Source organism: Nocardia bhagyanarayanae, from assembly GCF_006716565.1.
Classification (GTDB): Bacteria; Actinomycetota; Actinomycetes; order Mycobacteriales; family Mycobacteriaceae; genus Nocardia; species Nocardia bhagyanarayanae.
The window spans coordinates 4,622,567-4,647,770 of sequence record NZ_VFPG01000001.1; the positions used below are offsets into that span (position 1 = coordinate 4,622,567).

Below are 25,204 nucleotides of genomic sequence, written 5' to 3' on the forward strand. Positions count from 1 at the left end.
GCGTCTCCTCAGATCAAGTACTGGCACGGATCACGGCGCACGAACTGCCCGTCACCCTTGCGGCCGCGATACTCGCCGTCCGCGACCACGACCTTGCCGCGCGAGAGCACGGTGTCGACGCGGCCGTCGATCTCGTAGCCCTCCCACGCCGAGTGGTCCATGTTCATGTGGTGGGTCTTGCCGAGGCCGATGGAGGTGTGGCCGTCCGGGTCGTAGACCACGATGTCGGCGTCCGCGCCCGGGGCGAGCACGCCCTTGCGCCCGTAGAGGCCGAACATGCGGGCCGGGGTGGTCGAGGTGATCTCCACCCAGCGCTCCAGGGTGATGCGGCCCTCGACGACGCCCTGGTACATCAGGTCCATGCGGTGCTCGACCGTGCCGACGCCGTTGGGAATCTTGGAGAAATCGCCGATCCCCATGTCCTTCTGTCCCTTCATGCAGAAGGGGCAGTGGTCGGTGGACACCATTTGAAGATCGTTGGTGCGCAACGCCTGCCAGACCTGAGCCTGATGCTCTTCGCGCCGGGAGCGCAGCGGCGTCGAGCAGACCCACTTCGCGCCTTCGAATCCGGGCGCGCCGAGGTTGTCCTCCAGGGACAGGTACAGGTACTGCGGGCAGGTCTCGCCGAAGACGTTGCGGCCCCGGTCTCTGGCCGCGGCCAACTGGGCGACGGCCTGTTTCGCCGACACGTGCACCACGTACAGCGGTGCGCCGGTGAGATCGGCGAGCATGATCGCGCGGTGCGTCGCTTCCTCCTCCAGCTGCCAGGCGCGCGCGATGCCGTGGTAGTAGGGATCGGTCTTGCCCTCGGCGAGCAGTTGCTCGACGAGAACGTCGATGGCTGGGCCGTTCTCGGCGTGCATCATGGTGAGCAGCCCGGTGTTCGCGCCGATCTGCATGGCGCGCAGGATCTGCGCGTCATCGCTGTAGAAGACGCCCGGATAGGCCATGAAGAGCTTGAAGCTCGTGATCCCCTCGTCCGGCAGCCTGCGCAGCGCGGTCAGCGATTCGTCGTTGACGTCGCCGATGATCTGGTGGAACGAGTAGTCGATCGCGCACTGGCCCGACGCCATCTTGTGCCAGGTGTCCAAGGAATCCTGGACGCGCTCACCGAACTTCTGGACCGCGAAGTCGATGATCGTGGTGGTGCCGCCCCACGCGGCGGCCCTGGTGCCGCTCTCGAAATCGTCGGAAGCCGTTGTGCCGCCGAAGGGCATCGACATGTGGGTGTGCGCGTCGATGCCGCCAGGGATGACGTACTTGCCGGTCGCGTCGACAACGGTGTCCACCGTTTCGGCCAGGTTCGCGCCGAGCACGGTCGTGCCCGGCTCCAGCAGTGCGACGATGCGTTCGCCGTCGACCAGGATGTCGGCCGCGCCGCGTCCGGTCGCCGAGACGACCGTTCCTCCGGTGATCAGTGTGGTACCCATGCTCCCTCCTGGTTCAGGGCGCCACGATGGCGTCGTAGGAATCCGGTCGCCGGTCGCGATAGAACTGCCAGTCGCCGCGGACTTCGCGCACCAGGTCCAGATCGAGCTCGCGGACCACCAGTTCGTCGGTGTCGGCGGAGGCCCGCTCTCCGACGTAGCAGCCGCGCGGATCGACGAAATACGAAGTGCCGTAGAAGGTCACGGCGGCGTCGCCGAACTCCTCGGTCTCCGTACCGATGCGGTTGTTCGCGCCGATGAAGTACTGGTTCGCCGCCGCCGCGGCGGGCTGCTCCAGCTCCCAGAGACGTTCGGACAGGCCAGGTTTGGTGGCCGACGGGTTGAAGACGAGTTCGGCGCCTGCCAATCCGTAGGCGCGCCAGCCCTCCGGGAAGTGGCGGTCGTAGCAGATGTAGACACCGACCCTGCCCACGGCGGTGTCGAATACGGGGTAGCCGAGGTTGCCCGGCCGGAAATAGAACTTCTCCCAGAAGCCGGACAGCTGCGGAATGTGGTGCTTGCGGTATTTGCCCAGGTAGCTGCCGTCGGCGTCGATCACCGCGGCGGTGTTGTAGAGCACGCCGGGCTGGTCTTCCTCGTACAACGGAAGCACGATCACCATCCGGTGCTCCTTGGCCAGCTCCGCGAACCGTTCCGTCGTCGGCCCCGGCACGGATTCGGCGTACTCGTAGTACTTCTTGTCCTGCACGTTGCCGAAATACGGTCCGTAGAACAGTTCTTGGAAGCAGATGATCTGCACGCCCGCGGCGGCGGCCTGCTCGACGAAACCCTCGTGCTTGGCCAGCATCGACTTCTTGTCGCCGGTCCACGTCGCCTGGGTGATGGCGGCCTTGATTGTCGTCACCTGTCGATCTCCCTACCGAAGTTGGTTATGTTATCTTCGAAGGTAAACATTTCCTGAATATTTCAGTCGGTGCCGAAAGTGTAAATCTCACGAGGTGATCGAGGCGTGGAAACGAACGACCGAATCCAGATCGATGACCCGACTCCCGCGGGTATCGCGGGCGCCATCGCCCGTCTGATCACGAGCGGCGAGCTGCGCGTCGGTGACCGGCTGCCCACGGTGCGGGAGCTGTCGAGCCGCCTCGGGGTCAGTCCCGCGACCGTGAGTCACGGCTGGCGGGCGCTCGCGCAGGCCGGGCTGGTGGTGTCCCGCGGTCGGAGCGGGACGTTCGTCGCCGACGGTGGGGCAAGGCCCGCGTCCTCCCGGACCGACAGCATGACCCGCGGCGCGAGCTCCGCCCGGCTGGACCTCTCGCTCGGCACGCCCGATCCGGCGCTGCTTCCCGAGATCGGGTCGATCCTGTCCCGGCTGGCCCTCAACGCCGAGACCACCGACTACCACCAGGCGCCGGTGGTTCCCGAACTCGGGCGCTTGTTGCAGGCGGACTGGCCCACCGGCTCCGGCGCGCTGACCGTCGTCGACGGCGCCATGGACGCGGTCGCCCGCAGCCTCCAGGCCGTCGTCCGATTCGGTGATCGGGTTATCGTCGAGGACCCCACCTTCCCGCACATCCTCGACTATCTGGAATCCATTGGCGCGCAGTTGGTTCCGGTGCGCATGGACGCGGAAGGCGTGCTGCCGGACGAATTCGCGCGGGCGGTGGCCACCGGCGCGACCGCGGCGGTCTTGCAACCGCGCGCGCAGAACCCCACCGGCGCGTCGATGAGCATCGAGCGCGCGGAGGAACTCGTCGCGATCCTCCGCCGGGGTGAGCACCGCTGCATGATCATCGAGGACGATCACTCCGGCGCCGTCGTCCCCGCCGACGACATCAGCCTCGGCCGCTGGCTGCCCGACCGCGTGCTGCACGTGCGCAGCTACTCCAAGTCGCACGGTCCCGACCTGCGGATCGCGGCGCTGTCCGGCCCGGAGGAGATCATCGACCGCATCGTCGCCACCCGCGTCCTCGGTCCTGGCTGGACGCCGCGCATCCTGCAGCGCCTGCTGCACGAGATGCTTCGCGACGACACCGTCACCCGCACCGTCGAACACGCGCGTGAGCAATATCAGCTCCGCCGCCGCGCCCTCGCCGACGCACTGCGGCACCATGGCGCACAGCTCGCCGAAGGGCAGGGCCTCAACGCCTGGTTGCCGGTCGCCGACGAGCGCACCGCCCTGATCCACTTGGCGGCCAACGGAATCCGCGTCGCACCCGGCGGACCGTTCTTCGTCGCCGATCGTGGTCACCCGGAAGCGGTGCGCGTGACCATCGCGCCGTTGTCGGGCGGCATCGATGAGGTCGCCGGTGCCCTGGCCTTGGCCGCCCGCCCGCGGCAGTCGGAGTACTTCTCGCTCGATCCGGGATCGCGAGACGGTCGGTAGCGGGCGCTGTCGGTCCGTCAGCGCAGAAGGCTGTCCTCTTCCGAATCCATGCCCGCCCACCATGTTTGGATCGGATCGTCCTCGAACGCGTCCGGTGGTGGACGGTAGCCGTCGGGGAGGTCGAAGCTGATCGCGTCGGTCCGCAGGGCGATGGCGCGGATGGCGCGGACGGTGGGCATGTCCCGCGGATCATCGATGTAGGCGGCGCCCAGGAGGGAGTGCAAGCCCAGCGCGTGCCACAGCGCGATCAGCTCGATGTCTCCGGCTTCCTCGGCGGCGACGACCACCTCGTGGACGACTTCGGCCAAGTGCGGGTTGCCGAGGGGTTCGGCGTGCTCGCCGGTGAGCTTCCCGAGTTCGATCATCTGTCGCCACAAGGCCGTACCCGCGTCGCAGTAGAGGAACGGCGGGTCGACAAACCCTCGGTCGAGCCAGTCGTCGAGATCGTCCCGGTCCTCGGAATCCGGCGGGTCGTCCGATCCGTCCGTCAACGCGGTGAAATCGGCCAGGCCGTCGAAGAATTCGCGCCGTTCGACGTACTCGGGATGCTCGTCGATCGGGAAGCGGAAGGTATACCCGCGTTCCAGCAGGATGTCCATCACCCGGAAATGGGTGAACGAGCAGTCGTAGGTGTCGTGGAAGCGGTACAGCGCCGCGATCCAGTCCCGGACGCGCCGATCGCCGACCGGCGCGTGGTCGTGCAACACCCGTATCGACCCTTCGACGAGATCCTCGATCAGGTGCATCGACATCCGGTCCTCCTCGCCACCGCCCCAGCGGTGACGCTACCGGGTGACGTCAGGCCGGGTCCATAGCCCGCTCTCGCTGTGCGGCCGACCGATCTCCCTGTCGCGCCGCCAAGACGACCAGCGCTCCGGCGACCGTCCCGGCGAAGTACGGGGAGGGCACGAGAAGTACGCCGCCCACCACGCACCACGCCGCCAGACTCCAGCCGACCCAGGCGGGCACGGCCACGCCGCGCCGCGCGAGATGCCAAGTGAGGCAACCCAACAGGATCAACGGCACGGCGAAGCTGCCGGGACCGGCCCAGAAGGTCGCCGCGTTCTGCGCGGACGCGACGGTCTCCTCCTCGGCGGTGAGCCCGAGCGGGACGGCCGCCCACACTCCGCGATCCACCCAGCCGGTGATGTCGCTCCACGCGAAGAGCGCCAACAGAAGGAGATGGCCGGCGCCGAGGACGATCATGATCCCGCTCGCCCAGCGCAGCAACGACTTTCCGGCGGTCATCGGTTCGCCTCTCGTTTATACGTCCCCGTACAGTTCGTTTGTACGGTACCGTATAAACGAGAAGCGATCAATGGAGGTGACCCCGATTCCCGCTGTGGCCCGCACTACCCGCGCCCGCTGGATTACGGCGGGTCTCGACGCGCTCGCCCAGGGAGGGCCCGACGCGGTCCGGGTCGAAACGCTCGCCGCCGCACTCGGAGTGACGAAGGGCGGCTTCTACGGGCACTTCGACGGCCGCGCCGCGTTCCTGGCGGAGATGCTCGACGAGTGGGAACGCCGCTGCACCACGGAGGTCATCGCCCAGGCCGACGCCGAGGGCGGCGATGCCGCCGACCGCATCCGGCGCGTCGGCCAGTTGACCTTCTCCGAGGACCTGCACCGGATCGATCTCGCGATCCGGGCTTGGGCCCATCGCGACGAGTCCGTCGCCGCACGGCTGCGGCGCATCGACAACCAGCGAATGGAATTCCTGCGCAAGATGTTCGGCGCCTTCCTCGACGATCCCGACGAGATCGAGGCGCGGTGTATGCTGACCTTCGCGCTGGCCATCGGCCGTCACTTCATCGTCGCCGACCATCCCGGGTACACCAAGCTCGAGGCGATTCAGCTTGCCGGAGAGTACATTTTGCGTCCGTAGCGGCGCTGTTCCGGCCGGGCCCGCGCCGCTACGGCACACCCCGCCCGGCATGGGCTTCGTACTCAGAACGGAAACTCGGCGTAGGCTTCTCCCGCGAACCACGAGCGGGCGTGCTGACGCATCCGCCTGCTGTAGACAGCGTGATCGAAGAGTGCTGTGTAGGTGGGAAATTCGGTACGGATCAGTCCCGCAGTGTCGGCCAGGTAGACATCGAAGCCGGGATACATCAGACCGACGAACGGTAGGTCGTCGACGTCCAGGGCGAGGACGGGATATTCCCCCTCCGAATCCGGTGCGCCGACGGTGAGGATCCGGCGCGAATCCGAGCCGCCCGGGAGGAGGAAGCACTCCTCGAAACGCTCGGCGAGCGGGGCGTAACACTCGGCCCATGGCTCACCGAGCTCGTCGCGTACCAGCTCGTCGAGTCGCCGGGCCGCGAAGCCGCCGTCCGGTCCGAACCAGCCGTAGCGCTCCAGCAGGCCGACGTCGAAGGCGAGCCACGCACGCAGGCTCGGCGGCAATGGGCGCCCGGAGGGAAAGACCTTCTCGGCCAACACATCCGCCGCCATCGGTCGCGGATCTCCCGTCACCCACGGCACGTGTTGGTAGGGAAGCGCGGAAGCTCCCGGGTCTCGCCGCACCGCCTCGATCACACGCTCCACCAGAGGCGCTCCGTGCGCGGAGCTTCCGTCGATCACCATGTCGCGGAAGGTAGCAGGTCGCGCCGACATCGGTGCGTCAGTCGTCCTCGAAGTGGCACACCGCGGAGACGCGGCCACGCAACCACCGGTGCGCCGGGTCCGCGTCGAGCCGGACGTGCCACAGCAGCGAGACCGTCACTTCCGGAGCGCGGAAAGGCAATTCGAAGGAGCGCAGTCCCTGACGCAGGTTCGCCGTGTGCCGCCGCGGCACCGTGGCGACGAGGTCGGTGGCTCGCGCGAGCGCCAGTGCCGCGCCGAAGCCGTCCACGACGGTGACGACGTCGCGGCGGTGGCCGGTCGGTTCCAGCGCCTCGTCCACGAGTCCGGCGGTCAGTCCGCGACGGGAGACGTGCACGTGGCGCGCGGCGGCGTACCGTGCGGCGGTCACCTTCCCGGCGCCGAGTGCGTGTTCGGCGCGGACGACTCCGATGAAGCGGTCGGTGAACAGCGGTTTGCTGAGCACGTCCGGTGGCAAGGTGTTCTCGACGACGCCCGTTTCCAGGTCGACGATGCCCTCGCGCAAGGGGGCTGGGTCCTTCTTCGTCTTCTGGAGGAACCGCAAGCGCACGCCCGGCGCCGCCTCGGCGACCTCGGCCACCAGCGCGGGCCCGAATCTCTCCACGAACCCATCGCTGCCGCGCAGCGCGAAAGTCCTTTGCAGCGTCGCCAAATCGAGACTTTCGACCGGTCGCAACACCGCTTCCGCTTCCTGGACGAGCCCGCGCACACGTTCGCGCAATTCCACGGCACGGGGCGTGGGGACCAGGCCGCGTCCCGCGCGCACCAGCAGCGGGTCACCGGTGGCGCGCCGGAGCCGGGCGAGCGCGCGACTCATCGCGGACGGACTCAGCGCGAGCCGTTCGCCCGCCCGCGTCACGCTGCCCTCCTCGAGCAGGACGTCCAGGGTGACGAGCAAGTTCAGGTCGGGCCGTGCCATGTGGACAGGATCGCACACCTGGCGTTCAGTGCACAGGTGCCTTTACTTCTTTGCGTCTTCCGCCAGGTCCGGACGGAACTTACGTTCGAGGGACACCGTCGAAGCCAGGAGGAAGACCTTCATGTCCAGATCAGCAACGCCTCCCGCTCTCGGGCACGAGCCGGCGGGCCGTCGCGCCTCGACCGAGGTGCTCACCGCACTCTCGTTGTCGATGCTGCTGCCCTCGCTGAGCATCAGCATCGCCAACGTGGGCCTGCCGTCGATGGCGGTGGCGCTGGGCGCGTCCTTCCACGCGGCACAGTGGATCGTGATCGCCTACCTGCTGGCCATCACGACGCTGATCGTCGGCGTCGGCCGGCTCGGCGACCTGGTCGGCCGCCGTCGGTTGCTGGTGCTCGGCATCGCGGTGTTCACGGTCGCGACGCTGCTGTGCGGTCTGGCCCCGAATCTGGTGCTCCTGATCGCCGCGCGGGCGCTGCAAGGGGTCGGCGCGGCGTGCATGATGGCGCTGACGATGGCCTCGGTCGGCGCGGTGGTGCCCGAACATCGCACGGGTAGCGCGATGGGGTTGCTGGGCACGATGTCGGCCGTCGGTACGGCGCTCGGGCCGTCGCTAGGCGGTCTGTTGATCGATGTATTCGATTGGCGAGCAATATTTTTGGCTGTCGTGCCGGTTGGGATGCTGGCACTGGCGCTCACGCTCCGGTTGCCTGCCGACGCCGCGGGCGGAACCTCGGCACGGCGTTTCGACACATTGGGCACCGTACTGCTGGCCGTGACGCTGGGGGCTTACGCGCTCGCCGTGACCGTCGGCTCCTTCGGGCCGCTCTTCCTCGGCTTGCTCGGCGTCGCCGGTGCGGGTCTCGTAGTGTTCGTCGTCGCCGAGCGCAAGATCTCGTTCCCGCTGTTGGATCTCGGCATGTTGCGCGATCCGGTGCTCGCCGTCGGGCTGACGACGAGCACCCTGGTCTCGGCCGTCATGATGACGACCCTGGTCGTCGGTCCGTTCCACCTGGGCGGTGCGCTCGGTCTCGGCACCGCCGCGGTGGGGCTCGTGATGTCGGCGGGCCCGGCGGTGTCGGCGCTCACCGGTGTCCCTGCCGGGCGCGCCACCGACCGCTTCGGATCGGGAACCATGGTGATCGTCGGGCTCGTCGGCATCATCGCGGCCGCGCTGACCCTGTCGTTGATGCCCGTGGCGGCGGGCGTTCTCGGTTACGTGCTGCCGTTGGTCGTCTGCACCGCGAGCTATGCGACATTTCAAGCGGCCAACAACACCGCGGTCATGAAAGACGTTGCCGCACACCAGCGTGGCTTGGTCTCCGGGATGCTGAACCTCTCCCGCAACCTCGGGTTGATGACCGGCGCGTCGGTCATGGGCGCGGTCTTCGCGCGCGCCGCGGGGGATATCACGACGGGTGCCCCGGCGGAGATAGCGCGGGGGACGCAGTGGACTTTCGCGGTCGCGGCGCTGCTGGTCGGTGCCGGTCTGGTATTGGTTCTCGTGCTGCGGAGGCCACGGACTATGTCGCGCTGATTCGTTCGAGCCACGGGTGCCCGGGGACGACATCCCACTCGAAGCCGGGGAAAGCGGCGGCCACCTCGTCGAATCGCTCTCGCGGAATACCGATTTCGAGATCGCTGTGTTCGCGGGCATCGCCTCCGGTGAACAGATCGAGCGCCCACCCGGCCGCGACGTACCACGGCGCCGAGACGCCCGCCATGCGCTCCGCGACTTCGGCGGGAGTCCACGCCGCCCACAGCCCGGCGGCCTCCTCGGCCGAGAGCGGACGTCCGATCACTTCGGGCCCCTTCTCACCGTTGCTTCGAGTATTGCCGTGGCTCAACGTCTTCTGCGAGGATAACGCTCGTGACATCGAACCGACGAAAGGCCTATGCCGCGTAAACGGCCAGGCCAGGTCCGCGTGAACCGACCGCGGAAGCCTCACTCGGGGCGCAGCAGGCAGACAGTCTGTGGGATCTCGGCCCGCACGCAGCGTGAAATCGCCATGGTGGTCGCGCAGATGTTGAGCCTCGAAGAGGAGGATGCCTCGTAGGCGGCCCTCCGCCCTCCGTCCGGGCGACGGATCGTGCCCGCGGTGTGGCGCCCGAATCGATTACTGCGACCGATACGACGCGGCACTGTGCGCGGTGTGCGACCAGTGGCGTGAAAGTGTCTGTGGCGATCCCGATTGCATCTACTGCCGACGCCGCCCCGAACGACCGAGCCTCGCTCGCGAGAGCGCTCCTGCCTTGCGTCGGGCGGCGCGGCTGGCCAATCGGCGGGTTCGCGCGCCAGGCCGACGGGCTCAGAGTGGGATGTCGAGAACCGAGAGGAACGCGGTTGCCGCCGGGGTGCGGGTGGTCTGGCCCCAGATGGCGTACTCGACGCGGGCGGGGGCGTCGGTGATCTCGAGGGTGACGACGCCGGTGAGTCGTGGCGCGTAGGAGGCGGCGAGCATGGCGATGCCGAGCCCCTGCTCGACGAGTCGCGACATCAGCGAGTCCGCGGTGCTCACTTCGAAGGCGACGTCGCGGCTGAGACCGGCCGCGGCGAAGGCTTGGTCGGATTGGGCGCGTCCGGCTGTCCCGGCCGGAAGATCGACGAACACTTCGGACGACAGCCTGCGCAGGTCGACCGACGGTTCGCCGGCGAGCGGATGGTCCGGCGCGACCACGGCGACGAGGCGGTCGCGGGCGAGCTCGTGGGCGGCGACGCCGCGCGGTCGCGCCGTCGTCGGCAGCCCGAGGAAGGCCACGTCGATGGCGCCCCGCTCGACCTGCTCGGTCAGCTCCTCGCTCGCACCCACCCGCAGGCTGATCCGCACGTGCGGGTACCGCCCGCGGAACTCACGGAGCGCCGCGGGGATGTCGACCGCGGCGATGGTGGGTATCAGTCCCACGGCCAGTCGTCCGCGCACCTCGCCGACGGCGGCGGCGACTTCGGCGGCCGCGCGTTCGGCGGCGTCGAGACACTGACGCGCGGCCGGGAGGAACGCGGCGCCCGCCGGTGTCAGTCGCACGCGGCGGCTGGTGCGCTCGAACAGCCGCGCGCCGAGTTCCCGCTCCAGACGGGCGATTTGGTGACTGAGCGCGGACTGGACGACAAGGCACCGTTCGGCGGCGCGGGTGAAGCTGCTCGTCTCGGCGACGGCGATCACGTAGCGCATCTGCTGAAGCTCCATGGATCAATCGTGAATCACGATCGATGAAGTGACAAACATGTGTTGGACTCATCGATCGCCGCCGGGCGAGACTGCGAACGTGAAAAGTCCAGCAGTACAGGAGGTTTCCCTCGGCGGTTCGCCACCGGGGAATCTACGGCGCACCGCCCTGACGGCGCTCGCCCCCGCGGCATGGGGCACGACGTACGTCGTCACCACCGAGCTTCTTCCACCGGGACATCCGCTGTTCGCGGGTCTCCTTCGCGCGTTGCCCGCCGGTCTGATCGCGCTGGCCATCACCCGCACGCTGCCGCGTGGGACGTGGTGGTGGAAAGCCGCGGTACTCGGCGTGCTGAACATCGGCCTGCTCAACGCGCTGCTGTTCGTCTCGGCCGAACGCCTGCCTGGCGGCGTTGCCGCCACCTTGGCCGCGGCCCAGCCGCTGGTCGTCGCCGTCCTGGCCGTGGCCGTGCTGCACGAGCGCCCGTCCGTTTGGCGCCTCGCGTGGGGAGTGACCGGCGTCCTCGGCGTCGGTTTGGTGGTGCTCGGTCCGAGCGCGGCGCTCGACTTCACCGGAGTCGTGGCGGGCCTGGGCAGCGCGGCCTCGATGGCGTTCGGGCTGACCCTCACCAAGCGCTGGGGACGCCCCGCCGAGGTCGGCGCCACCGCGTTCGCCGGGTGGCAACTCGCCGCGGGGGGCCTTTTCCTGCTCCCCGTCACTTTTCTCGTCGAGGGCCCGCCTCCGGCGATCGGCCCGACCGCCGCGCTCGGCTACCTCTGGCTGGGTCTGGTCGGCGGTCTGATCGCCTACGTGCTGTGGTTCCGCGGCCTCGGCGCCTTGCCCGTCACCTCGGTCGCGGTTCTCGTCCTGCTCTCGCCGCTGGTCGCGGCGGTGCTCGGCGCGATCCTGCTCGGCCAGACGCTCGGCCCCATCCAGCTCGTGGGATTCGGCCTCGCGCTCGCCGCGATCGTCGCGGGACAACTGCCCGAACCCACCACCGAAAGGAAAACCGAATGAAGATCGCCGTAGTGGGAGCCACCGGCATGGTCGGCTCGCGCGTCATCGACGAAGCCGCCCGCCGGGGCCACGACCTGATCGCGGTATTCCGGTCCCGCCGGCCAACCGCCTTGCCGCCGAGAGTGATCGCCGTCGAGGGCGACGCGAACGACCCCGACCGCATGAGCGGACTGTTCCACGGCGCCGACGCGATCGTCGCCGCTACCCGTCCCGCCGAGGGACACGAGCACACCGCGGCGAAGACCGCGACCGCGCTTCTCGACGCGGCCGCGACAGCTGGGACCCGGATCCTCTTCGTGGGCGGCGCCGCCCCGTTGCGCCTCCCACAGCACCCCGATCGGCTCGTCATCGACAGTCCGGAGTACGTACCGGAAGCGATTCGCCCCATCGCGGCCGCGAGCGTCGCGCAACTGGAAGCCTGCCGAGCGCACCCGGCCGACTGGGTCTACCTCAGTCCGCCCGGTCTCCTCGAACCCGGTTCTCGCACCGGGAAATACCGGCGCGGCACCACGACGCTCCTCGTCGGCGCCGACGGCACATCCCGGATCTCGGCCGAGGACTTCGCCGTGGCCGTCCTCGACGAGCTCGAGAACCCGGTCGGCGAAGAACATTTCACCGTCGGCTACTAGGAGGAAATGGTGCGATGAGGCGAGCGCTCGGTATCTCGATCGCGCTGGCGTGTTTCGGCGTGACGGTGCTGGTACCCGCGGACCGGGCGGACCGCGGTCCGGCGTTTCCCGTCACGATCGACCTGCCCGCCGGATTCCAGCCGGAGGGCATCGCGATCGGGTCGCTGCCGGTGGCCTATTTCGGTTCTCGCGCAGACGGTTCCATCTACGCCGCGAGCTTGGTGAGTGGCCGGGGCGCCATCCTGAGCCCCGGCCCGGGGACGCCGTCGCTGGGGCTCGAGGTGGACGACCGCGGGCGGCTGTTCGTCGCGGGCGGCACCGCGGGCGACGCCCGCGTCATCGACACCCGCACGGGCGCGCTGCTTGCCGGCTACCGGCTCGCGACACCGCCGGACACGTTCGTCAACGACGTGGTCCTCACGCCCACCGGCGCTTGGTTCACCGACTCGCGCGCGCCCGTGCTCTACCACCTGCCCGTCGGCGACGACGGCGCGTTGCCGCCGCCCGCCGCCGTGCTGCGCCGCCCGCTGACCGGCGACATCGTTCAGGTACCTGGAGCGATCAACGCCAACGGCATCGTGCGCACCCCGGACGGTACGGGGTTGATCATCGTGCAGTCGGCGACCGGCAAGCTCTTCCGCGTCGACCCGGCGACCGGCGCGACGCGGCAGATCGATCTCGGCGGCGAAGCGGTGCCGAACGGTGACGGACTCCTGCTGCACGGCAGCACATTGGTGGTCGTGCAGAACCGGCTCCACACGATCGCGGTCGTCGCGCTCGACCCCGCGAGCGCGACGGGCGCCGTCGAGCGGCGCCTCACCGACCCGCGCTTCGACGTACCCACCACCGTCGCGGCGTACGGCGGGCGTCTCTACCTGCCGAACGCCCGCTTCACGACACCGCCTTCCCCCGCCACGCCCTACAACGCCGTCGCCGTCGAACGACCCCGATGAATGCCGGTTCGTTCGAATGCGCTGATGGGCAGACCAATTCGTCGCGGTGGCTTCGATCAGCGCACGAGGTCGTCGACGGTCGCGGCCACGACGCCGAACAGGTCGGCGATGGTGGTCAAGGCCGCGGCCTGCAGCGCGGCGGCGGGCACGGTGTCACCCAGCGGGCTGGGCAGAGACCGGGTCGCGGTGGCTTCGGCGACGACGGTCGGGGTATAACCGAGGTTGAACGCGCCCTGTGCGGTGTAGCTCACGCACATGTGGGTCATGAACCCGGCGAGCACCAATTCCTGCCCCGCGCCGAGCTCGCGGAGAGTCGGCTCGAGATCGGTGTCGTGGAACGCGTTCGGAAACCGCTTGATCACCACCGGTTCGCCGGGGAGTGGTGCGACCGAATCGCTGATCGCGCCGATTTCGGCGCGAATGTCGTACGGCGTGCCGGGGCCGCCGTCGTTGACGACATGCACCACCGGTCGACCCGATTCCCTTGCGGCTCCGAGCAATCGGGATCCGGCGGCGAGTGCCTGCTCGGCGCCGTCCACGGCCATGACTCCGCGGCGGTAGGTGTTCTGGAAATCGATCATGATCAGTGTGGCGTCCGTCAGTCGCGGTAGCCGATCGTCCAGGCCGATCACGTTTCGGAGGGTGCTCGAGGCAGCGGTCATCGACATTCGTTTCGTCTTTCTCTGGAGGGAATGGATATTCGAGCTGGTTCACGTAGCGATTCGGAAACGCTTCCGGTAGTCGCCGGGGGTGGTGGAGAGTTGCCTGCGAAACGCGCGGTGCAAGGTTTCGACCGATCCGAGTCCGACGGTCGCGGCGACCCGCTCGAGGGGCTGGTCGGTGGTTTCCAGCAGGCGGCGCGCCGCTTCGACCCGGCACGCCTCGACATAGACCGCGGCGCTCGTGCCGGTTTCCTGCTGGAAGACGCGCGTGAAGTGCCGTTCGCTGAGGCGCATTCGGGCCGCGAGTGCCGCGGTGGACAGATCGCCGTCCAGATTCCCGGTGATGAACGAACGCAATTCGTCGATGTCACGGCGGGCCGTCGCGGGACGGCTCAGCGGCACACTGAATTGGCTCTGTCCGCCTTGGCGTTTGAGGTACACCACCAGCTGTCGCGCGACCCGCAGTGCCAGCTCCTCGCCGTGATCCTCGGCCACCAAGGCCAGCGACAGGTCCAGGCAAGCGCTGATGCCGGCGCCGGTCCAAATCCGCCCGGAGCGAATGAAGATCGGATCGGGATCCACGACGACGTGCGGGTGATCCGCCGCGAGTTGGTCGGCGGTCGACCAATGGGTGGTGGCGATCTTGCCGTCCAGCAAGCCCGCGGCCGCGAGCAAATGCGCGCCGACACACACCGAGGCGATCCGCCGCGTGTGCGGCGCGACGGACTCGATCCACGCCACCACGTCCCGATCGATCCGCGCGACCGGTCCGCCGGGCGGGGTGTCCACGGCGCCCGGGACGATCAACGTGTCGATCGCGCTACCGACATCGTCGAAACCGAGATCGGTGACTACGCGCACGCCTGCGGAGGTGCGCACCTCGCCCCGGATCGGGCTCGCCAGCCGCACCTCGTACCGCGCCCGCCCGCCGCCTTCGCGGTTCGCCAGCGCGAACACCTCCGCGGGTCCCGCGACATCGAGCAAGTCGACATCGGGGAAAGCGGCGACGACGACGCGGTGGCTCGAGTTCATGCCACCTATCGTCGGGGTGCGCGACGATGACCGCAATGACGTATCTCTGTCAGATCCGGCCATTGCTCGATACGTCGCCGACGGCGTGGTCGCGCCCGCCGAGGTTCGTCTCCGCGCGGGTACGACGACCGCTACATGCGGCCTCGATTCTGCCGAGCGCAAGTACGCGCGTACCATCCTGCGTCTGGATGAGGGGTTCCGGAACAGCGGCGGTTTCGTCCTGTCTGGTTTGCGTTGCTTTCCCGATTCGTCAGGGGACGGTCGGTCGGTTCAATGAGTTGGGAGTGGATGTTCGGTGGCACGCAAAGTGGTAGTCACGGTTGTCGATGATTACGACGGTCGCTCGCCCGCGGTGGAGACGGTGTCGTTCGGTATGGACGGTGTCGGTTACGAAATCGACCTGTCCGAGGAGAACGCGGCCCGCTTGCGGGAGGTGTTCGCGGAGTGGACGCCGTTCGGCAGGCAAGTCGGCCGGGTCGGACGTCGCCGCAGCAAGCCCGTCGAGCCGAGCGGTGCGCGCAAGCCGGAGGCGGGCGTGGTCCGGAAGTGGGCCCGGGCGAACGGTTTCGAGGTTCCCAGCCGTGGCCGGGTCCCCTCGGAGGTCGTCGCGGCGTACGAGAAGGCCGCTTCGTAGCGCGTAGGCGAGTCCGCCCTCCGCGGTTCGTCGCGGAGGGCGGGTCCCGTCAACGGCGCGTCAGCCGATTCTCGATGATCGGGCCCGGCTCCGGCTCGAGGTTTTCGTCTCCGTCGTCGTCCTCGATCACGGCCGAGGCCACGCCCGCTCCCATGACCGCGACAGGAGCGTAACGGTGGACAGCGCAAGCCAACTCGCTCAACGGATGACCAAACCGTTCACGCGGTAGATCCCGGACGCGCGCCGTCGACCAATTCGCGCCACCGCCGTAGCACCAGCTCGGTGTACTGGTCCGCGGCAATGTCGTACGCGCCGAGCGCGTAGCCGTCGTTGGCCTCGACAAGAGCCGTCTCACCGTTGGTCAGCACGCCGAAGTCGATGCCGTACGCGCTCGGTGCCGTCCCGGAACGGTGGTATGTCGCGATCGCGGACTCGACCACGTCCATGTCCAGTGGCACCGATCCGTCGCCGTCGTATCGGTCCACGCCGATGACACGGCCATCGATCACGTAGACGCGGTATTCCGCGACCCAGGTGACGACCTCGGAACACCACACCCGCTGCCGTCGGCTGACATTCCCGAAGGCGGCGAAGTCTCGCTCGGAGTAGCACAAGGCTCCGGTGAAGCTCTTTCTTCGCTCCGACGGCTTCACGAATACCGCTGGGGCGGACCCATTCTCGACCGCGTGCTCGATCTCGCCCAGTGTCGACGTCCACACCCTGCGGCGCAGAAACTCCCGCAAGCTCTCCGGGTAGTCGTCGGGTTGCGGGACCGGGATGCGCAGCTGCTTCATGGCGCCGTGCATCGCGTCCATATCGCCCGCGATGAACGTCTCCGGCCCCAACGGCAACTGTCTGCGGTGAATGCGTTTGACGCTGTAGTACCGGATCGGGATACCGCGCCGACGTAGCCCTTTCTCGAGCAGCTCCTCCTCGTGCCGCATCGGGCCCGATCCGGCGTACTGCAGGAATGCGACACTGAACGTCATCTTTCGACCGCCTTCGATCAGCGCTGGTTCCTCAGTGTGTCGATTGCACTGATTCGACGTCGTTGGGTTGGGGGCGGTGGCGGGCGTAGTCGGGGAAGCGGGCTGCGAGGGCGCGGTCGAATGCTGTTGCGCGTTCGCGGGAATCGGTGCCGCCGAACGCGCCCTTCGGTGCGTAGTCGTCTCGGTCGAGGTACCAGGTCATGAGATCGGCGGCGGCCGCGGCGTCGCCGCACGCCGCGGCCAGGGCGACGGCCGTCCGGACCTTGTGCGGAAGCACCGCGCCCCATTTGTTCGGCTGCTTCGCGAGCTCGGCGATCTTGGCCAGGGTGCCGCGGCGGTCGTACCAGTCGGTGACCGGGCCGCGGAGGCGGTCCATGAACCACTTCACCCCGTCGGAGCCATCCTGCGCACGGACCCCGTACGTCAGCGTCATGTAGAACGACTGCTCGAAGGCGCCGAAATCGACGCTGTCCAAGGCATATTCCCGAGTGTCACCTTCCTTGTCCGAAGTCGGCCACGCATCTTTCGGCATCGCCGCGAGCACTTCGTCGACGACCGTCGAAGTCAACCGCGCCCGGCCGGACACTCGCACACCACCGTGACGTCCTCGCTCGATATATGCCACTACCGTTCGAGTCGTGCCGGGCGCGGGACCGGCGGCGGAGAACGCCATACCGTAGTCGTCTGGCCGCACGCGTGGCCGAAATCCGATCTCCGCCAGTGCGTTCACGATCCCGGTGGACACCCGGGGCAGCTGTTCCGCGGTGTCCTCTGTGTCGAGCACCTCGAAGCGTTCCTCGCCCCGCTCACCGAGTATCCGGTCGTAGCGGTATCCCACCAACAGCTCGGCCAGGTAGGTCGGGAACGACTGATAGTCGATGTCTTCCGGATCGTCGGCCGACGCTTCGTACGCCCGCAATTCCGCGAGGGCGGGGTGCAACTCGACCGGCAGTTCACCCTCAACCAGCAGGCAGGGATCGTCGTCCGGCACACACACCACACCCCACACTCGCCGACCGTCGCGCCATCCGACCACCTCGCTGTGCCCGACACTCTCGATCACCGAGAACCCGATCACCTCGCATCCCCGCGAGATTCGAGCCAAGTCCCAGGTGTCCTCCACCAGCTCGTCGGCAGTGTCCTCGACGAGGAGAAAACAATCTTCCGAAAGCTCGGCCCCCGAGTACTGCGGCTTCGGTGTGTCCGAACGAATGCCGCTGCGCCGTAACCCCATATCGCGGCACACCGCGTCCGAGTCCCGTCCCCGCACCGCGACCCAGTTGACCTTGAATCCCACTGTTCCTCCCACGAAAGTCAGGAGAGAAGCTACCGCCCCGCACCGACAAACGGCGTCGCAATCGAGTAGGGGAATTCGAAGCCGGGGGAGCGGTGATTCAGCCCCGCACCGGTATCGCGTTCACCAGCGCAGGACGGCCTCGGTCTCGTCGTCGACCAACTCGCCGGTGGGTTCGAAGCCGAGCGATCGGTAGAAGCCTTCCGGGCTGCCGGGGCCGCGTCCGTAACTGGTGTAGAGCGTGTTGGTGCCACGCGCTTTCAGGTGCGCCACCAGACTCTCGATCGCACGGCGGCCGTACCCTTTGCCCTGGTGCGGGCCCGCGATCATGAAGCGCCACAGGGATACGCCGGGTTCGTCGGGGTCCATACCGAGGTCGAGCATGAGGAAGCCGACCGGCTCGTCGCCGGAGTAGATACCGCGAAACCATGCGGCATCCGCGAAGTGTGCCTCGGCGATCGATATGCCGTTGTCGGCCACCATCTTCCGTTGCTCCGGCGAGAGTGTCTCGCTGAGCTTGCACACTTCGTACACGGTCTCCGCGGTGATTTTGCGCAGTTCCACGGTTTGCTCGGCGACGGCTGATGGGCTCACCCGCTCTTCGTACCCGACCACGCACGCGGGTTCAACGGAATTTGCGTATCACCCGGGCGCGAAGCCGACAGCGATCGCGACCGTCAGCGTCAGAGCCGCCAGGATAGTTGGGCGCCAAGGCCATGCGGCGCCGTCGAGCCGTAGGTGATCGTCGGGATACTCGGCGAACTTCGCGGCGACCCGAGCGGTGGCGCGATCGGTGTGCGCCGCGAGATCCCGCAGCGGCGGGTCGAAGGCGAACTCGCCCGGGCGGCGATCCTTTCCTGGGCGGATCTCCCGCTCGACCCGGGCGGCGGTGTGCGCGAAGAGGGTGAGACCGTGGCGCGAGGTGATGTACGAAGTATCGCCCACCGGGACGAGGTGCGCGGCGAAGGAGCTGCCCGCGTAGACCTCCACCACCGCCGCCAGGTCCAGTTCGCCGACACCGTCGCCGAGCCGGACCCCGATCCGCGGCTGGAAGTACGGGAACGCCACATCGAGGAGATAGGGCAGATCGGACAGTCGCCTGCCGTGCGCCGGAATATCGGTCGTCCCCTCCGGTGTCCAGCCGGGAAAGGCCACCTCGGCGCCGATCCGAGCGGCCTCCGGACGGCCCGCGAGGCGTTCGACGACCTTCAGCGCGCCGACGACGCCGGAGGTGACGCCCGCGGTGCTGATGATGTTCGCGTCCTCGACATAGCGTTTCCCCGCCACCCACCGAGTGTCGGGGTACGCGTCGGCGAGGCCGTCGATCGCGTCCCAGAACGAGGTCGCGGTGCGATCGCGCAGCACCCCGCTCGCGGCGGCGAGCTTCGCGCCCGCGCAGACGCTCAACACCAGCGCGCCGTGACCGGATCGGCTCGAAATGTAATGGCGCGCCGCGGTTTCCTCGGGGTCCACGACAGCGGGCACGACGACGACATCGGCAGGCGGTGCGTCGTCGAATGTCCGGTCGGCCACGATCGTCAGCCCGCCGGACAGCGCGACCGGCGTGCGCCGCGCCGCCACGGTGAACACGGCGAACCCCGCAGACCGCGCGAACACCTCGAACGGCGCCAGCGCGTCGGCCGCGACGGAACCGCGGTGTCCGAGAACGACCGCGACGTTGATCCGCCCCTCGGGGAGCGGACGCGGCGGTGGAATCCGACCGGGAGCGATCGTGTAGTTGCGGGACATCGAGATCCAGACGCCTACAGCGCACGCGCCTGCGAATGTCGCTGCGGCGAGTACGATTCCGAGCGCTGCTATCAGCCCCTTCCTCATCGCCGCGCCGCCGGAGTCGTGCCGAACCGGGCCGAATACAACCGACGCAGGTGTCGCGCGTCGCCGAACCCGCACCGCGCGGCAACGGCTTGCACCGTCAGGTCCGTCTGCTCGAGCAGGTTCGCGGCCAGTTCCAGGCGCAGCCGCTGCCGATATTCCAACGGCGTGATCCCGATCGTGGACTTGAACGCGCGGCTGAGCCCGCGTGGCGAAAGATGCGCGATAGCAGCGAGTTCGGCGAGGGTGTGGCTGGAGTCGAGATTTTGGGCCAGATGATCCTGTACCCGGTGTACCGCCTCGTTCAGGTGGGCCCGATCCCGCAGAAACGGACTGAGCTGGGCATGGTGGCCGTCGCGCCGGAGATAGACCACCAGTTGGCGCGCCACGGCGGCCGCCAGCGCCGAGCCGTGATCACGTTCGACCAGGGACAGTGCCAGATCGATCCCGGAAGCGATTCCGGCGCTCGTGCTCACCGGCCCGTCGTGTACGTAGAGCACCGAATCGGCCACGCGCGCAGCGGGATACCGCGCGCGCATCGCGTCCAGCAGCTCCCAGTGGGTCGTACACCGCCGCCCGTTCAGCAGTCCGGCGTCGCCCAGCGCGATCGCGCCGCTGCACACCGAGGCGAACCGCGCGCCGCGCTCGGCCTGCGCACGCAACCAGTCGGTCACCTCGCGGCGCACCCGCGGGTGGTCGCCTCGAAGACGAGGCCCCGGAACGAGAACGAGATCGCCCGCCGCGGTTGTCGGTAGCGGCGCGAGGTCCGACAGCATCAAATCCTGGGCGGATCGCACGTTCGATTCGAGACCGACGTGTTCGATCCGGTAGGCGCCGCCCAGCGCCGTCGCGGCGTCGAAGACCTGCACCGGACCGGCGAGGTCGAGCAGATTCACCTGGGGGAGGACGAGGACGACCACTCTGCGCGCTGCACTCACCGGCCCAACGTAAGCAAGAAGACCTGCGACGACGAGGGCTGCGACGGCCGAACGGCGGACGGATCGGGCAGTCGCGGGCTGGTCGCGCTCACGCGTGCGCGGCGATCCTCTTGTCGATCACGGAGAGCGCGAACTCGCCCCAGCGAATGTTCTCCTGTTCGAAGGAGATTCCGCGCATCAGCGTCAGATAGGGACCGACCCGCTCGGCCTCCTCGAGGTAGGCCTGCTCGCTGCGGCCGGCCAGCAGGCGGGTGCGCAGCCGCTCGTAGCGGGCCAGCTTGGCTTTCGACCACTCCAGCTTGTCCAGGACCGCGGCGCGCACGGCAGGGGCGTCCTCGACGTCCATGCCCTGTACCTTCACCATCATCTCGTCGCGAATGGCGGTGGGTTTGGCGGGCGCCTCGATGAACTCGTGCAGGACCGCTCGTCCGGCGGGGGTGATGGCGTGCAGCCGCTTGTTGGGACGGCGTTCCTGCTGCACGACCCGGGTTTCGATGAGGCCGTCGGCCGCCATGCGCTCGAGTTCCTTGTACAGCTGCTGCGGCGTCGCCATCCAGAAGTTGGCCACCGAGGCGTCGAAGCCCTTGGCCAGGTCGTAGCCGGAGGCCTCGCCTTCCAGCAGGGCCGCGAGTACCGCGTTTCGTAGCGCCATGCGCCCAAGATACCAGCACACATGAATAAGCAACTAGTTCACTATTGCCCTATGGACAGACCTCCTCGATCGCACTATTGTCCATGGAGGTACTACTCAATTAGTTGCATATGAAAGGCGGGGACATGCATCCCTTCCGGGCAGCCGTGGAGGCCCGCGACGAGGCCGCCATCGAGGCACTGCTTGCCGACGATGTCGTGTTCACCAGTCCGGTGGCGTTCAAGCCGTACCCGGGCAAGGCGATCACCGCGGCCATCCTGCGCGCGGTGATCCGGGTCTTCGAGGACTTCCGCTACGTCCGCGAGATCGCCGACGCCGACGGACGCGACCACGCCTTCGTGTTCGAGGCCACGGTCGACGGCAAGCAGCTGACCGGCTGCGACTTCCTGCACTTCGACGAGGACGGGAAGATCGACGACTTCATGGTCATGGTGCGCCCGCTCTCCGCCGCGCAGGCCCTGGCCAAGCGCATGGGGGAGCAGTTCGAACGCATCGAGGCCGAGGCCACCGCGCAACTCCAGCGAGAGGCGACCGGCGCATGACCGACTACGACGCCATCGTCATCGGCGCGGGCAATGCCGGCCTGACCGCGGCGGCGACGCTGCAACGCGCGGGCGCGCGCACCCTGCTGCTGGAACGCCACAACATCCCCGGCGGGTGTGGCACCTCGTTCCGCCGCGGCCGGTTCGAGTTCGAGGTGGCGCTGCACCAGCTGTCCGGCGTCGGCGTCGAGGGACAGCCGATCTCGTTGCGCGAGGGGCTGTTCCAGCAACTCGGCATCGCCGGCAAGCTGGAGTTCGTCCAGGAGCACGACCTCTACCGAGCGGTGATTCCAGGGCAGCTGGATCTGACCCTGCCCGCCGACTGGGACGCCGCCATCGACGCCATCGAGGCCGAGTTCCCCGGCAATCGCGATCGTGCGGCGAAGTTCTTCGAACTGCTCAAACAGGTGACCTTCTGGCAGATAGCCGCCATGCGCGGCATGCCGGTCGAGCAGATCGATCCGACACTGTTCACCTACGGCCTGCGTCCGCTGAAGGACGTGCTCGACGAATACTTCGACGACGAGCGCATCAAGGTCGCGCTCGGCATGTACTGGACCTACCTCGGCCAGCCGCCGTCGAAGCTGCGCTTCCAGGACTTGGCGCTGACGCTGTTCGCCTACTTCGAGTTCAAGCCATGGCACGTGCGCGGCGGCTCCCAGGCCATGTCCACCGCCATCCTCGACGCGTTCCTGCAGGCGGGCGGGGAGGTCCGGTTCAACACCGGGGTCGAGGCCATCCTCACCGAGGGCGGCCGGGTCTTGGGTGTCCGGCTGGAAGACGGAACCGAGGTCACCGCACCGGATGTGGTCTCCAATGCCTCGCTGCCCACCACGTACGGAATGCTCGAGGGCCTCGAGGTACCCGCGGCCGTGCGAGATGATCTGGCCACCAGGCGAATCGGCGTCTCCGGGTTCGTACTGCACATGGGCTTGGACGCCACACCCGCCGAGCTCGGGTTCACCACCAGCACCACCTTCGTCAACCGCGACAGCGACGACGACCGCACCTACGACTCGTGGAAGTCCTTCGAACCCGCGCGTGGAATCTGTGTCAGCTCTTACGATGTCGCACCGATCGGCTTCGCGCCCTCCGGCGCCACCCACGTCAGCCTGATGACGCTGCAATACGCCGACATCTGGAAGAACGTCGCCCCATCGGAGTACGCGCGCACCAAGTTCGCCTACGCCGAGACGCTGCTCGACCTGTGCGAGACCGTCACCCCCGGCATCCGCGACGCCATCGAGGAGGTCGACGTCGCGACGCCGTTGACGATGATGCGCTACCTCGGCCACCCAGGCGGCGCGATCTACGGCTACGACCAGGACGCCACCGAAGGCTGGCTGTTCCGCGACAGCGAACGCCGAACCCACGTCCCCGGACTGCATTTGGCCGGCTCCTGGGCCGGTATCGGCGGTTTCCAACCCACACTCGAGGCAGGCGCCCGCGTCGCCCGCCGCCTGCTGCGCACCAAAGCCGCCTGAACGGAGCATCCTCGTGACATACCCCTTGGCCGAACGATTCGACGGTGCGAGCGAGATTCTCGCCGAGATCGACTCCCGCATCGCCGACACCCGCGATCACCTCGCCGAAACCCGCGCCACCGTCGACGCCTATCACCCTAAGCGGCTCCGGCTGGCGGTCACCGAGATCATCGACGAGACCCCGACCACCAAGACCTTCCGGCTGGCGAGCCTCGATCAGGCCCCGCTGCCGCCGTTCCTGGCCGGTCAATACGTCAACGTCTTCTTCGACGGCACCAGCCGCCCCTACGCCATCTCCTCCAGCCCCACCCGACTGGATCACTACGACCTCACCGTGCGCCGTGTGCCCGGCGGCCGCGTCAGCAATCTGCTCATCGACGCCGTGGTGGTCGGGCAGGTGCTGACCACCACCGGGCCGATGGGCACCTTCCATCACAACCCGCTCTTCCACGGTGAGGACGTCGTGTTCCTCGCGGGCGGTTCGGGTGTCGCGCCCGCCATGAGCATGATCCGAGAGATCGTCGAACTCGGCCTGGACCGCACCTTTCACCTGATCTACGGCTCTCGTGATGCCGCCGACGTGATCTTCCGCGACGAACTCGACGCGCTCGCCGCCGGGCACCCCGGTGTCGACGTCGACCACGTCATCGCCGAGCCCGACGCCGAATGGACCGGGGCCACCGGGTTTCTCACCGCGGACACCATCCGCTCTCTCGCCGGCGCACTCGACAACCGCATGGTCTATGTGTGCGGCCCGCAAGCCCTCTACCCGTATGCCCTCACCCAGCTGACCGCGCTCGGTCAGCCGCGCAAGCGCATCCGTTTCGAGGCCAACGGCGCTCCCAACGACCCCACCGAGCAACCGCATTGGCCCGCCGAGGTGGATCCGACAGGCGAGGTCACCGTCACCGTCGGGGATGTGTCCTTCCGTACGCCCCGCAACCGGCCGCTGCTGGACGCATTGGAGGACAACGACCTTCGTCCCGAGGCGGCGTGCCGTTCGGGCGAATGCAGTCTGTGCCGGGTGCGCGTGGTGAAAGGCCGGGTGCACACCGCGGAGGAGGCCAAACTCCGCCTGTCCGACGCGCAGTTCGACTACACCCACTCCTGCGTCGCCTATCCCATCAGCGATGTAGAGCTCGACCTGTGACCTCGAGCAACCCCGGTCGGGGATCACTACCGCATGTCGGCGAGGACGCCTTCTGATGACCGTCTATTCGCGCTATGTCGCGCTGGGTGACAGTCAGACCGAGGGCGTCGGCGACGGCGACGACCGGATCGGATTGCGCGGTCTGGCCGACCGTCTCGCCGAACGGCTCGCCGCGATCGAACCGGACCTGCGGTACGCCAACCTCGCCGTACGCGGCAAACTCGCGAGTGAGGTGCACGCCGAACAGCTCACGGCCGCATTGGCGCTGCGGCCCGACCTGGTCACCGTGGTCGCCGGGTTCAACGACCTGCTTCGGCCCGGATTCGACGCCGACGAGGTCGCCGGACACCTGGACATGATGTTCGCGGCGCTCACCGGCAGCGGCGCGGTCGTCGCCACGCTGACCTTCCCCGACGTCGCGCGCATCACCCCGCTCGCGCGTCCGATCAGCGGACGGGTCACCGCGCTCAATCAGCGCATCCGCGGCGCCGCGCAGCGGCATGGTGTCATAGTCGCCGACACGGTCCACTACGCCGTCGTCACCGATCCTCGCCTCTGGAGTCCGGACCGGCTGCACGCGGGCCCGATCGGACATCAGCGCATCGCCGATGCCCTCGCCCACGCCTTGCGACTGCCCGGCGCCGACGATCGTTGGACCGAAGACCTGCGACCGCCGCTGCCCGCACGCGGCGCGCTGTCCACCGTGGTCGGCGAAATACGCTGGGCAACAACATTTCTCGGTCCATGGTTGGGGCGACGGCTGACTGGACGGTCCTCCGGTGCGGGGCGCACCGCCAAACGGCCCGACCTGCTGCCGCTTCGCGACCGCGCGGACACCGCGGGCGCGGAAAGGGCGGCCGGCGGACCGTGACCGGGAACCGGGGCGGGTCGATCAGCGCTACTGGGCGAGGTTCGGGCGCTGCTTCGCGGGAG

At 68.3% G+C, this 25,204-nt stretch carries 26 protein-coding genes and 1 pseudogene; 11 read left to right on the forward strand and 16 right to left on the reverse strand.

Going from position 1 to position 25,204, the window contains the following annotated elements; all coding sequences use genetic code 11:
• Nucleotides 1-8: 8 nt before the first annotated feature.
• Both hydA and FB390_RS19930 read right to left on the reverse strand, forming a co-directional pair.
• A complete protein-coding gene (hydA, locus tag FB390_RS19925; protein ID WP_141810291.1) occupies nucleotides 9-1,430 on the reverse strand; it encodes a dihydropyrimidinase in 1,422 nt (473 codons plus the stop codon).
• 13 nt (nucleotides 1,431-1,443) lie between these two features.
• Nucleotides 1,444-2,292, reverse strand: a complete 849-nt coding sequence (locus FB390_RS19930; RefSeq protein ID WP_141810292.1) for a nitrilase-related carbon-nitrogen hydrolase — start codon at nucleotides 2,290-2,292, stop codon at nucleotides 1,444-1,446.
• A 105-nt stretch (nucleotides 2,293-2,397) separates the two neighbouring features.
• Here FB390_RS19930 and FB390_RS19935 point away from each other — a divergent pair, with 105 nt between their 5' ends.
• On the forward strand, nucleotides 2,398-3,774 hold the full coding sequence (locus tag FB390_RS19935) for an aminotransferase-like domain-containing protein (RefSeq protein ID WP_246124111.1): 1,377 nt from the start codon (nucleotides 2,398-2,400) through the stop codon (nucleotides 3,772-3,774).
• A 17-nt stretch (nucleotides 3,775-3,791) separates the two neighbouring features.
• Here the strand turns inward: FB390_RS19935 and FB390_RS19940 are convergent, their stop codons facing one another.
• Both FB390_RS19940 and FB390_RS19945 read right to left on the reverse strand, forming a co-directional pair.
• Nucleotides 3,792-4,526: a hypothetical protein gene (locus tag FB390_RS19940; RefSeq protein ID WP_221639311.1), complete on the reverse strand. Its 735-nt coding sequence runs from the start codon at nucleotides 4,524-4,526 to the stop codon at nucleotides 3,792-3,794.
• Between the two features lie 46 nt (nucleotides 4,527-4,572).
• Nucleotides 4,573-5,022 carry a DUF6463 family protein gene (locus FB390_RS19945; RefSeq protein ID WP_141810294.1) on the reverse strand — a complete coding sequence of 150 codons (450 nt, stop codon included), beginning with the start codon at nucleotides 5,020-5,022 and terminating at the stop codon, nucleotides 4,573-4,575.
• Nucleotides 5,023-5,088: 66 nt separating this feature from the next.
• Here FB390_RS19945 and FB390_RS19950 point away from each other — a divergent pair.
• A pseudogene (locus tag FB390_RS19950) lies at nucleotides 5,089-5,659 on the forward strand (TetR/AcrR family transcriptional regulator).
• A gap of 62 nt (nucleotides 5,660-5,721) precedes the next feature.
• On the opposite strand, the gene FB390_RS19955 reads toward FB390_RS19950, so the two are convergent.
• Nucleotides 5,722-6,321, reverse strand: coding sequence for a hypothetical protein (locus tag FB390_RS19955; RefSeq protein ID WP_246124112.1), 600 nt, complete (start codon nucleotides 6,319-6,321; stop codon nucleotides 5,722-5,724).
• Between the two features lie 76 nt (nucleotides 6,322-6,397).
• Nucleotides 6,398-7,297, reverse strand: a complete 900-nt coding sequence (locus tag FB390_RS19960; protein ID WP_141810297.1) for a LysR family transcriptional regulator — start codon at nucleotides 7,295-7,297, stop codon at nucleotides 6,398-6,400.
• 121 nt (nucleotides 7,298-7,418) lie between these two features.
• Between FB390_RS19960 and FB390_RS19965 the strand changes: the two genes are divergently transcribed.
• Nucleotides 7,419-8,834, forward strand: a complete 1,416-nt coding sequence (locus FB390_RS19965) for an MFS transporter (RefSeq protein ID WP_141810298.1) — start codon at nucleotides 7,419-7,421, stop codon at nucleotides 8,832-8,834.
• Here the strand turns inward: FB390_RS19965 and FB390_RS19970 are convergent.
• The gene (locus FB390_RS19970) at nucleotides 8,821-9,174 is read right to left on the reverse strand and encodes a nucleotidyltransferase domain-containing protein (protein ID WP_221639313.1); all 354 of its coding nucleotides are present in this window, start codon (nucleotides 9,172-9,174) and stop codon (nucleotides 8,821-8,823) included. The two genes, FB390_RS19965 and FB390_RS19970, sit on opposite strands and share 14 nt — an antisense overlap.
• Nucleotides 9,175-9,606: 432 nt before the next feature.
• Nucleotides 9,607-10,482 (reverse strand): LysR family transcriptional regulator, encoded by an 876-nt coding sequence (locus FB390_RS19975; RefSeq protein ID WP_141810299.1) that lies wholly within the window; start codon nucleotides 10,480-10,482, stop codon nucleotides 9,607-9,609.
• A gap of 79 nt (nucleotides 10,483-10,561) precedes the next feature.
• Between FB390_RS19975 and FB390_RS19980 the strand changes: the two genes are divergently transcribed.
• From FB390_RS19980 to FB390_RS19990, 3 genes are read left to right on the forward strand one after another with little or no spacing between them, the layout of a single operon-like run.
• Entirely contained in the window at nucleotides 10,562-11,479 is a 918-nt protein-coding gene (locus FB390_RS19980) for an EamA family transporter (protein ID WP_246124113.1), read from the forward strand.
• On the forward strand, nucleotides 11,476-12,108 hold the full coding sequence (locus FB390_RS19985; RefSeq protein ID WP_141810300.1) for an NAD(P)-dependent oxidoreductase: 633 nt from the start codon (nucleotides 11,476-11,478) through the stop codon (nucleotides 12,106-12,108). The genes FB390_RS19980 and FB390_RS19985 overlap by 4 nt, the downstream gene beginning before the upstream one ends.
• Nucleotides 12,109-12,122: 14 nt before the next feature.
• On the forward strand, nucleotides 12,123-13,061 hold the full coding sequence (locus tag FB390_RS19990) for an SMP-30/gluconolactonase/LRE family protein (RefSeq protein ID WP_141810301.1): 939 nt from the start codon (nucleotides 12,123-12,125) through the stop codon (nucleotides 13,059-13,061).
• Nucleotides 13,062-13,117: 56 nt separating this feature from the next.
• On the opposite strand, the gene FB390_RS19995 is transcribed toward FB390_RS19990, so the two are convergent.
• Entirely contained in the window at nucleotides 13,118-13,723 is a 606-nt protein-coding gene (locus FB390_RS19995) for a cysteine hydrolase family protein (protein WP_141810302.1), read from the reverse strand.
• A gap of 48 nt (nucleotides 13,724-13,771) precedes the next feature.
• Entirely contained in the window at nucleotides 13,772-14,755 is a 984-nt protein-coding gene (locus tag FB390_RS20000; RefSeq protein ID WP_141810303.1) for a GlxA family transcriptional regulator, read from the reverse strand.
• A 295-nt stretch (nucleotides 14,756-15,050) separates the two neighbouring features.
• Between FB390_RS20000 and FB390_RS20005 the strand changes: the two genes are divergently transcribed.
• On the forward strand, nucleotides 15,051-15,389 hold the full coding sequence (locus FB390_RS20005; RefSeq protein ID WP_141810304.1) for a histone-like nucleoid-structuring protein Lsr2: 339 nt from the start codon (nucleotides 15,051-15,053) through the stop codon (nucleotides 15,387-15,389).
• Between the two features lie 218 nt (nucleotides 15,390-15,607).
• On the opposite strand, the gene FB390_RS20010 is transcribed toward FB390_RS20005, so the two are convergent.
• From FB390_RS20010 to FB390_RS20035, 6 genes are all read right to left on the reverse strand, one after another.
• Nucleotides 15,608-16,378 (reverse strand): ATP-grasp domain-containing protein, encoded by a 771-nt coding sequence (locus FB390_RS20010; protein ID WP_141810305.1) that lies wholly within the window; start codon nucleotides 16,376-16,378, stop codon nucleotides 15,608-15,610.
• Between the two features lie 31 nt (nucleotides 16,379-16,409).
• A complete protein-coding gene (locus tag FB390_RS20015; protein WP_141810306.1) occupies nucleotides 16,410-17,675 on the reverse strand; it encodes a hypothetical protein in 1,266 nt (421 codons plus the stop codon).
• A gap of 120 nt (nucleotides 17,676-17,795) precedes the next feature.
• Nucleotides 17,796-18,266 carry a GNAT family N-acetyltransferase gene (locus FB390_RS20020; RefSeq protein ID WP_246124114.1) on the reverse strand — a complete coding sequence of 157 codons (471 nt, stop codon included), beginning with the start codon at nucleotides 18,264-18,266 and terminating at the stop codon, nucleotides 17,796-17,798.
• A gap of 48 nt (nucleotides 18,267-18,314) precedes the next feature.
• The gene (locus FB390_RS20025) at nucleotides 18,315-19,421 is read right to left on the reverse strand and encodes a DJ-1/PfpI family protein (RefSeq protein ID WP_185757097.1); all 1,107 of its coding nucleotides are present in this window, start codon (nucleotides 19,419-19,421) and stop codon (nucleotides 18,315-18,317) included.
• 83 nt (nucleotides 19,422-19,504) lie between these two features.
• Complete coding sequence (locus tag FB390_RS20030; protein WP_221639319.1) at nucleotides 19,505-20,443, reverse strand: GlxA family transcriptional regulator; 939 nt, start codon at nucleotides 20,441-20,443, stop codon at nucleotides 19,505-19,507.
• An 88-nt stretch (nucleotides 20,444-20,531) separates the two neighbouring features.
• Nucleotides 20,532-21,095: a PadR family transcriptional regulator gene (locus tag FB390_RS20035; RefSeq protein ID WP_141810308.1), complete on the reverse strand. Its 564-nt coding sequence runs from the start codon at nucleotides 21,093-21,095 to the stop codon at nucleotides 20,532-20,534.
• Nucleotides 21,096-21,220: 125 nt separating this feature from the next.
• Between FB390_RS20035 and FB390_RS20040 the strand changes: the two genes are divergently transcribed.
• The 4 genes from FB390_RS20040 to FB390_RS20055 are packed head-to-tail and all read left to right on the forward strand — an operon-like array spanning nucleotide 21,221 to nucleotide 25,142.
• On the forward strand, nucleotides 21,221-21,637 hold the full coding sequence (locus FB390_RS20040; protein ID WP_141810309.1) for a nuclear transport factor 2 family protein: 417 nt from the start codon (nucleotides 21,221-21,223) through the stop codon (nucleotides 21,635-21,637).
• Nucleotides 21,634-23,121, forward strand: a complete 1,488-nt coding sequence (locus FB390_RS20045; RefSeq protein WP_141810310.1) for a phytoene desaturase family protein — start codon at nucleotides 21,634-21,636, stop codon at nucleotides 23,119-23,121. Before FB390_RS20040 ends, FB390_RS20045 begins: the two co-directional genes overlap by 4 nt.
• A gap of 13 nt (nucleotides 23,122-23,134) precedes the next feature.
• Nucleotides 23,135-24,271, forward strand: a complete 1,137-nt coding sequence (locus FB390_RS20050; RefSeq protein ID WP_141810311.1) for a 2Fe-2S iron-sulfur cluster-binding protein — start codon at nucleotides 23,135-23,137, stop codon at nucleotides 24,269-24,271.
• A 55-nt stretch (nucleotides 24,272-24,326) separates the two neighbouring features.
• Complete coding sequence (locus tag FB390_RS20055; protein ID WP_141810312.1) at nucleotides 24,327-25,142, forward strand: SGNH/GDSL hydrolase family protein; 816 nt, start codon at nucleotides 24,327-24,329, stop codon at nucleotides 25,140-25,142.
• Nucleotides 25,143-25,204: the final 62 nt, after the last annotated feature.

Coding starts and splice junctions, on each gene's coding strand:
- hydA (WP_141810291.1), bottom strand. CDS start 1,430: ATGGGTACCACACTGATCACCGGAGGAACGGTCGTCTCGGCGACCGGA.
- FB390_RS19940 (WP_221639311.1), bottom strand. CDS start 4,526: ATGTCGATGCACCTGATCGAGGATCTCGTCGAAGGGTCGATACGGGTG.
- FB390_RS19945 (WP_141810294.1), bottom strand. CDS start 5,022: ATGACCGCCGGAAAGTCGTTGCTGCGCTGGGCGAGCGGGATCATGATC.
- FB390_RS19960 (WP_141810297.1), bottom strand. CDS start 7,297: ATGGCACGGCCCGACCTGAACTTGCTCGTCACCCTGGACGTCCTGCTC.
- FB390_RS19965 (WP_141810298.1), top strand. CDS start 7,419: ATGTCCAGATCAGCAACGCCTCCCGCTCTCGGGCACGAGCCGGCGGGC.
- FB390_RS19970 (WP_221639313.1), bottom strand. CDS start 9,174: ATGTCACGAGCGTTATCCTCGCAGAAGACGTTGAGCCACGGCAATACT.
- FB390_RS19975 (WP_141810299.1), bottom strand. CDS start 10,482: ATGGAGCTTCAGCAGATGCGCTACGTGATCGCCGTCGCCGAGACGAGC.
- FB390_RS19985 (WP_141810300.1), top strand. CDS start 11,476: ATGAAGATCGCCGTAGTGGGAGCCACCGGCATGGTCGGCTCGCGCGTC.
- FB390_RS19990 (WP_141810301.1), top strand. CDS start 12,123: ATGAGGCGAGCGCTCGGTATCTCGATCGCGCTGGCGTGTTTCGGCGTG.
- FB390_RS19995 (WP_141810302.1), bottom strand. CDS start 13,723: ATGACCGCTGCCTCGAGCACCCTCCGAAACGTGATCGGCCTGGACGAT.
- FB390_RS20000 (WP_141810303.1), bottom strand. CDS start 14,755: ATGAACTCGAGCCACCGCGTCGTCGTCGCCGCTTTCCCCGATGTCGAC.
- FB390_RS20010 (WP_141810305.1), bottom strand. CDS start 16,378: ATGACGTTCAGTGTCGCATTCCTGCAGTACGCCGGATCGGGCCCGATG.
- FB390_RS20025 (WP_185757097.1), bottom strand. CDS start 19,421: ATGTCCCGCAACTACACGATCGCTCCCGGTCGGATTCCACCGCCGCGT.
- FB390_RS20035 (WP_141810308.1), bottom strand. CDS start 21,095: ATGGCGCTACGAAACGCGGTACTCGCGGCCCTGCTGGAAGGCGAGGCC.
- FB390_RS20040 (WP_141810309.1), top strand. CDS start 21,221: ATGCATCCCTTCCGGGCAGCCGTGGAGGCCCGCGACGAGGCCGCCATC.
- FB390_RS20045 (WP_141810310.1), top strand. CDS start 21,634: ATGACCGACTACGACGCCATCGTCATCGGCGCGGGCAATGCCGGCCTG.
- FB390_RS20055 (WP_141810312.1), top strand. CDS start 24,327: ATGACCGTCTATTCGCGCTATGTCGCGCTGGGTGACAGTCAGACCGAG.